Origin of the sequence: Planktotalea sp., from assembly GCF_049680325.1 — a bacterium.
Lineage (GTDB): Bacteria > Pseudomonadota > Alphaproteobacteria > Rhodobacterales > Rhodobacteraceae > Planktotalea.
This window is the reverse complement of sequence record NZ_JBAUHO010000039.1, coordinates 1-4,162: the sequence shown is the minus strand read 5'-3', so window position 1 is coordinate 4,162 and position 4,162 is coordinate 1. Positions and strand designations below refer to the sequence as shown.

The window sequence follows — 4,162 nt, the reverse complement described above, 5'->3', positions numbered from 1 at the left end:
ATCCACATAGCCAAAACCATTTGCGAAATCTTAAAATTCTGACAGACCAACAAATACGCGCAACCTTAGGGATGTTGAGACGGTGGTGTCATGTCTAACATGATTTTTAGAATTTCTTCAGCACTGTGACCATTTCCATAGTCATCAATTGCTTTGGGCACGCAGAGATAGTCCGCCTGTGTCCAAAGACGGTTCCAACCATTCTCAATTGTCTCGACCCATTCCGTTTCATCGCGCATCGTCACGCAGCGGGTCCCGTGAAAATAGGCTTCTTTTTGAATGCCCCCTGAATCGGTGATCACCAGATCACTATGCGCCAGAAGCGATTGCATCGCCAAATAGGGCATCGGATCAAGCAAGGCGAACCCATCCAGTGAGAGGCCAAACTCGGCGCTCTTCTTGAGCGTGTTAGGATGGATCGGAAAGGCAAGCTGATATCCTTGCCCCACGTCGCGCATCGCCTCTAGTACCCGCGCAAATCTCTCGGTGACCCCTACGGTTTCTGCACGGTGCAAAGTCACTGTCGCAATGGGCTTGTCAGGGTCCAATCCATGCTCTGCGCAAAATTCGGGCTTGGACTGTGTTTTGCTGAACATCTTCACCGCATCATACATGATATCGCCCACGTGATGCACGCCTCGTGTGATGTTTTCAGCCGCCAATTGTTCAACACTGCCAAGGGTCGAGCAAAACAGCAAATCGCTGACATGATCCGTCAACGTGCGATTAATCTCTTCCGGCATCTTTTTGTTGAATGAGCGTAATCCAGCTTCGATATGACAGACCGGAATATGTAGCTTAGCCGCAGCAAGGGCTGCTGCCAGCGTCGAATTAGTATCCCCATAAACAACACACCAGTCAGGTTTTTCCATCAAAAGGATGCGTTCCACACCTGCCATAATCTCACCTGTCATGCCCGCATGTGAGCGGTTCACAAGATCGAGCTTATAATCCGCCGCGCGCATTCCAAGTTCCCCAAAAAACACGTCAGACATGGCATGGTCATAATGCTGACCTGTATGCACCAGAATTTCCTGAACCGCGAAATCATCGCATCGCCTGCGCAGAACTGCGGCCTTTACAAATTGAGGGCGGGCACCAACAACTGTCACTATTTTCATTCGGTGATTGCTCACATTTGATCCTTTCTGAGTGCTAAAGTCTGTTTAAAGGCAAGGCTTACACGCGTGTCTTGTCTATTACCAAGCCGCACTCCAACACCATCCCGGGCCTGCAAGGCGCGCCACCAGTCTTCATTGTCCAGATACCAGCGCACGGTTTTTTCCAGACCCTCTTCCAATGTCACAGAAGGGCGCCAGCCCAGCTCGTCTCGAATGCGCGTGGGGTCAATCGCGTAGCGCATGTCATGGCCGGGGCGATCGGTGACGAAGGTGATCTGATCCGCATAGGGCCTGTCCTTGGGGCGCATCGCATCGAGATGGGCGCAAATCATCCGCACGAGGTCGATGTTCTTCGCCTCATTCTCACCGCCAATATTGTAGCTGCGGCCGACTTGGCCTTTGCCCAGCACTGTCAGCAAAGCATCCGCATGATCCTCTACATAGAGCCAATCGCGGATGTTCTCGCCTTTGCCGTAGACAGGGATGTCTTTGCCTGCGAGCGCATTAAGGATCACCACAGGCACCAGCTTTTCGGGGAAATGATATGGGCCGTAGTTATTAGAGCAATTGGTGAGCACCACAGGCAGCCCGTAAGTTTCCGCCCATGCACGGACCAAGTGATCACTAGCAGCCTTTGAGGCGGAGTACGGCGAGCGCGGATCGTAGGGCGTGTCCTCGGTGAACATGCCCGTTGGTCCAAGGGAGCCGTAAACCTCATCAGTCGAAATATGATGAAAGCGGAAGTTCTCGGGTTTGCCTTGACCTGTCCAATAGGCGCGCGCAGCTTCAAGCAGCGTGTAAGTGCCGGTGATGTTCGTCTCAACAAACGCGCCTGGGCCGTCTATTGAGCGATCCACATGAGACTCCGCAGCAAGGTGCATGATCGCATCTGGTTGCGTCTCGATCAGGATACGATCCATAGCAGCGCGGTCGCAAATGCTTGCATGATAGAAAACATAATTCTCATTATCCGCAACAGATTTGACGTTATCGAGGCAGGCCGCATAGGTCAGCGCATCAACGTTCACAACGCTATGCCCTGCCGCAATCGCATGGCGCACAACCGCTGAGCCAATGAAGCCAGCGCCGCCCGTGACGAGAATTTTCATAGCGACGCCTCATAGGTGAAGGGACTGTCAAAATCTTTTAGTAAAGGCGCAGTGGCGTCCTTGTCTGACAAGATAGCCTGATGCCCGCCAAGGTGCCAATCAATGCCAATATCAGGGTCATCAAAGCGGACAGCCCCGTCGCATTCAGGCGAATAATAATTGTCGCATTTGTAAACAATTTCAGTGTCTGGTTCTAGCGTGGCAAACCCGTGCAAGAAGCCTTGAGGCACCAACAACTGCTTGCCGTTCTCAAAACTCAACTCAACGCCGGTCCACTGACCAAAAGTTGGGGAGCCTTTGCGAATATCGACCGCCACATCAAAGAAACTCCCACGCCCACAGCGCACCAATTTGCTTTGTGCATATGGGGGTGCCTGGAAGTGCAAACCGCGCACAGTGCCAGCCTGCGAGGACAGCGAATGATTGTCCTGTACGAAGTTAAAGTTCAGCCCCGCCTCGTTCATGCGTTTAGCTGACCAACTTTCGCAGAAAAAACCGCGCGCGTCGCCAAAGCGCCTCGGCGTCAGGATCAGAACGCCTTGCAGTGATGTTTTTTCAATGTCCATGAGCTCTTCTCATCCTGTATTTGTCGTGGCTCACAAGAGCAATGCCATGAAAATTCTGTCAATGTGATGCCACTGCAATGGTTTTTCTGCATAATCAACTCCCCGTTGACCCTCGCACGCCCTTTGCCCCATACAAATCCCAAAAGCGAAAGCAGTAAGAGGATATCCCATGAAAATCGCCATGATCGGGACAGGCTATGTTGGTCTGGTCTCAGGGGTCTGTTTCTCGGACTTCGGCCATGACGTTGTTTGCGTCGACAAGGATCCCAAAAAGATCGAGATGCTCGAACGCGGTGAAGTGCCGATCTATGAGCCGGGCCTAGACGCGCTGATGGCCAAGAACGTCGAGGCGGGGCGCCTTTCGTTCACGCTCGATCTGGCAGAGGCGATCGAGGGCGCAGAGGCGGTGTTTATCGCCGTCGGCACGCCGACGCGACGCGGGGATGGGCATGCGGACCTCACATACGTGATGGCGGCCGCCGAAGAAATTGCGCAGATGGCAAAGGATTACGTGGTCGTTGTGACCAAATCCACAGTGCCCGTCGGCACCAACCGCCAAGTCAAACAGGTGATCAAAAAGGCCAACCCCGGCCTTGATTTTGATGTCGCCTCCAACCCCGAGTTCCTGCGCGAAGGCGCAGCGATTGATGATTTCATGCGCCCTGACCGCGTCGTCGTTGGCGTGCAATCGGACAAAGCGGCAGAGGTGATGAACGAGATTTATCGCCCGCTCTCCTTGCGCGATTTCCCCGTGGTCGTCACCGATCTAGAGTCGGCCGAGATGATCAAATACGCAGCCAACGCGTTCCTTGCGACCAAAATCACCTTCATCAACGAAATTGCAGCCCTTTGCGAAAAGGTCGGCGCAGACGTCAAACAAGTGTCCAAGGGCATGGGCATGGACGGGCGTATAGGCAGCAAATTCCTGCATGCTGGCCCCGGCTATGGCGGCTCGTGTTTTCCGAAAGATACCAAAGCATTGGCACGCATTGGCCAGGAACATGCGGTGCCTATGCAGATCACCGAAACGGTGATCAACGTCAACGAAGCGATCAAGCGCCGGATGATCACCAAGCTGGAAGATCTGTGCGAGGGCTCGTTCAACGGCAAGGTCATCGCCATTCTGGGCGTGACGTTCAAACCCGACACCGATGATATGCGCGACGCCCCTGCCCTGACGATCGTTCCCGCATTGGTCGGTGGCGGCGCCAAAGTGCGCGTGTGCGATCCCCAAGGCCAGCACGAGGGCGAAGCGCTGCTTCCCGGCGTGCACTGGGTCGAGGACCCTTATAAGGCCGCCCATAACGCCGATCTGGTTGTGGTTCTGACCGAATGGAACGAGTTTCGCGCGCTAAACCTGAAAAAG

The 4,162-nt window shown here is 54.0% G+C and carries 4 protein-coding genes; 1 reads left to right on the top strand and 3 read right to left on the bottom strand.

The genetic code is table 11. The features are described 5' to 3' along the window. Positions 1–65 precede the first annotated feature (65 nt). The 3 genes from wecB to rfbC are packed head-to-tail and all read right to left on the bottom strand — an operon-like array spanning position 66 to position 2,796. Positions 66–1,121, bottom strand: a complete 1,056-nt coding sequence (gene wecB / locus WBC85_RS01900; protein ID WP_424432992.1) for a non-hydrolyzing UDP-N-acetylglucosamine 2-epimerase — start codon at positions 1,119–1,121, stop codon at positions 66–68. A gap of 11 nt (positions 1,122–1,132) precedes the next feature. Further along, complete coding sequence (gene rfbB / locus WBC85_RS01895) at positions 1,133–2,230, bottom strand: dTDP-glucose 4,6-dehydratase (protein ID WP_424432991.1); 1,098 nt, start codon at positions 2,228–2,230, stop codon at positions 1,133–1,135. After that, entirely contained in the window at positions 2,227–2,796 is a 570-nt protein-coding gene (rfbC, locus tag WBC85_RS01890) for a dTDP-4-dehydrorhamnose 3,5-epimerase (protein WP_424432990.1), read from the bottom strand. Before rfbC ends, rfbB begins: the two co-directional genes overlap by 4 nt. 169 nt (positions 2,797–2,965) lie before the next feature. On the opposite strand from rfbC, the gene WBC85_RS01885 reads away from it, so the two are divergent. Continuing rightward, on the top strand, positions 2,966–4,162 hold a 1,197-nt coding region (locus tag WBC85_RS01885; protein ID WP_424432989.1), incomplete at its 3' end, for a UDP-glucose dehydrogenase family protein.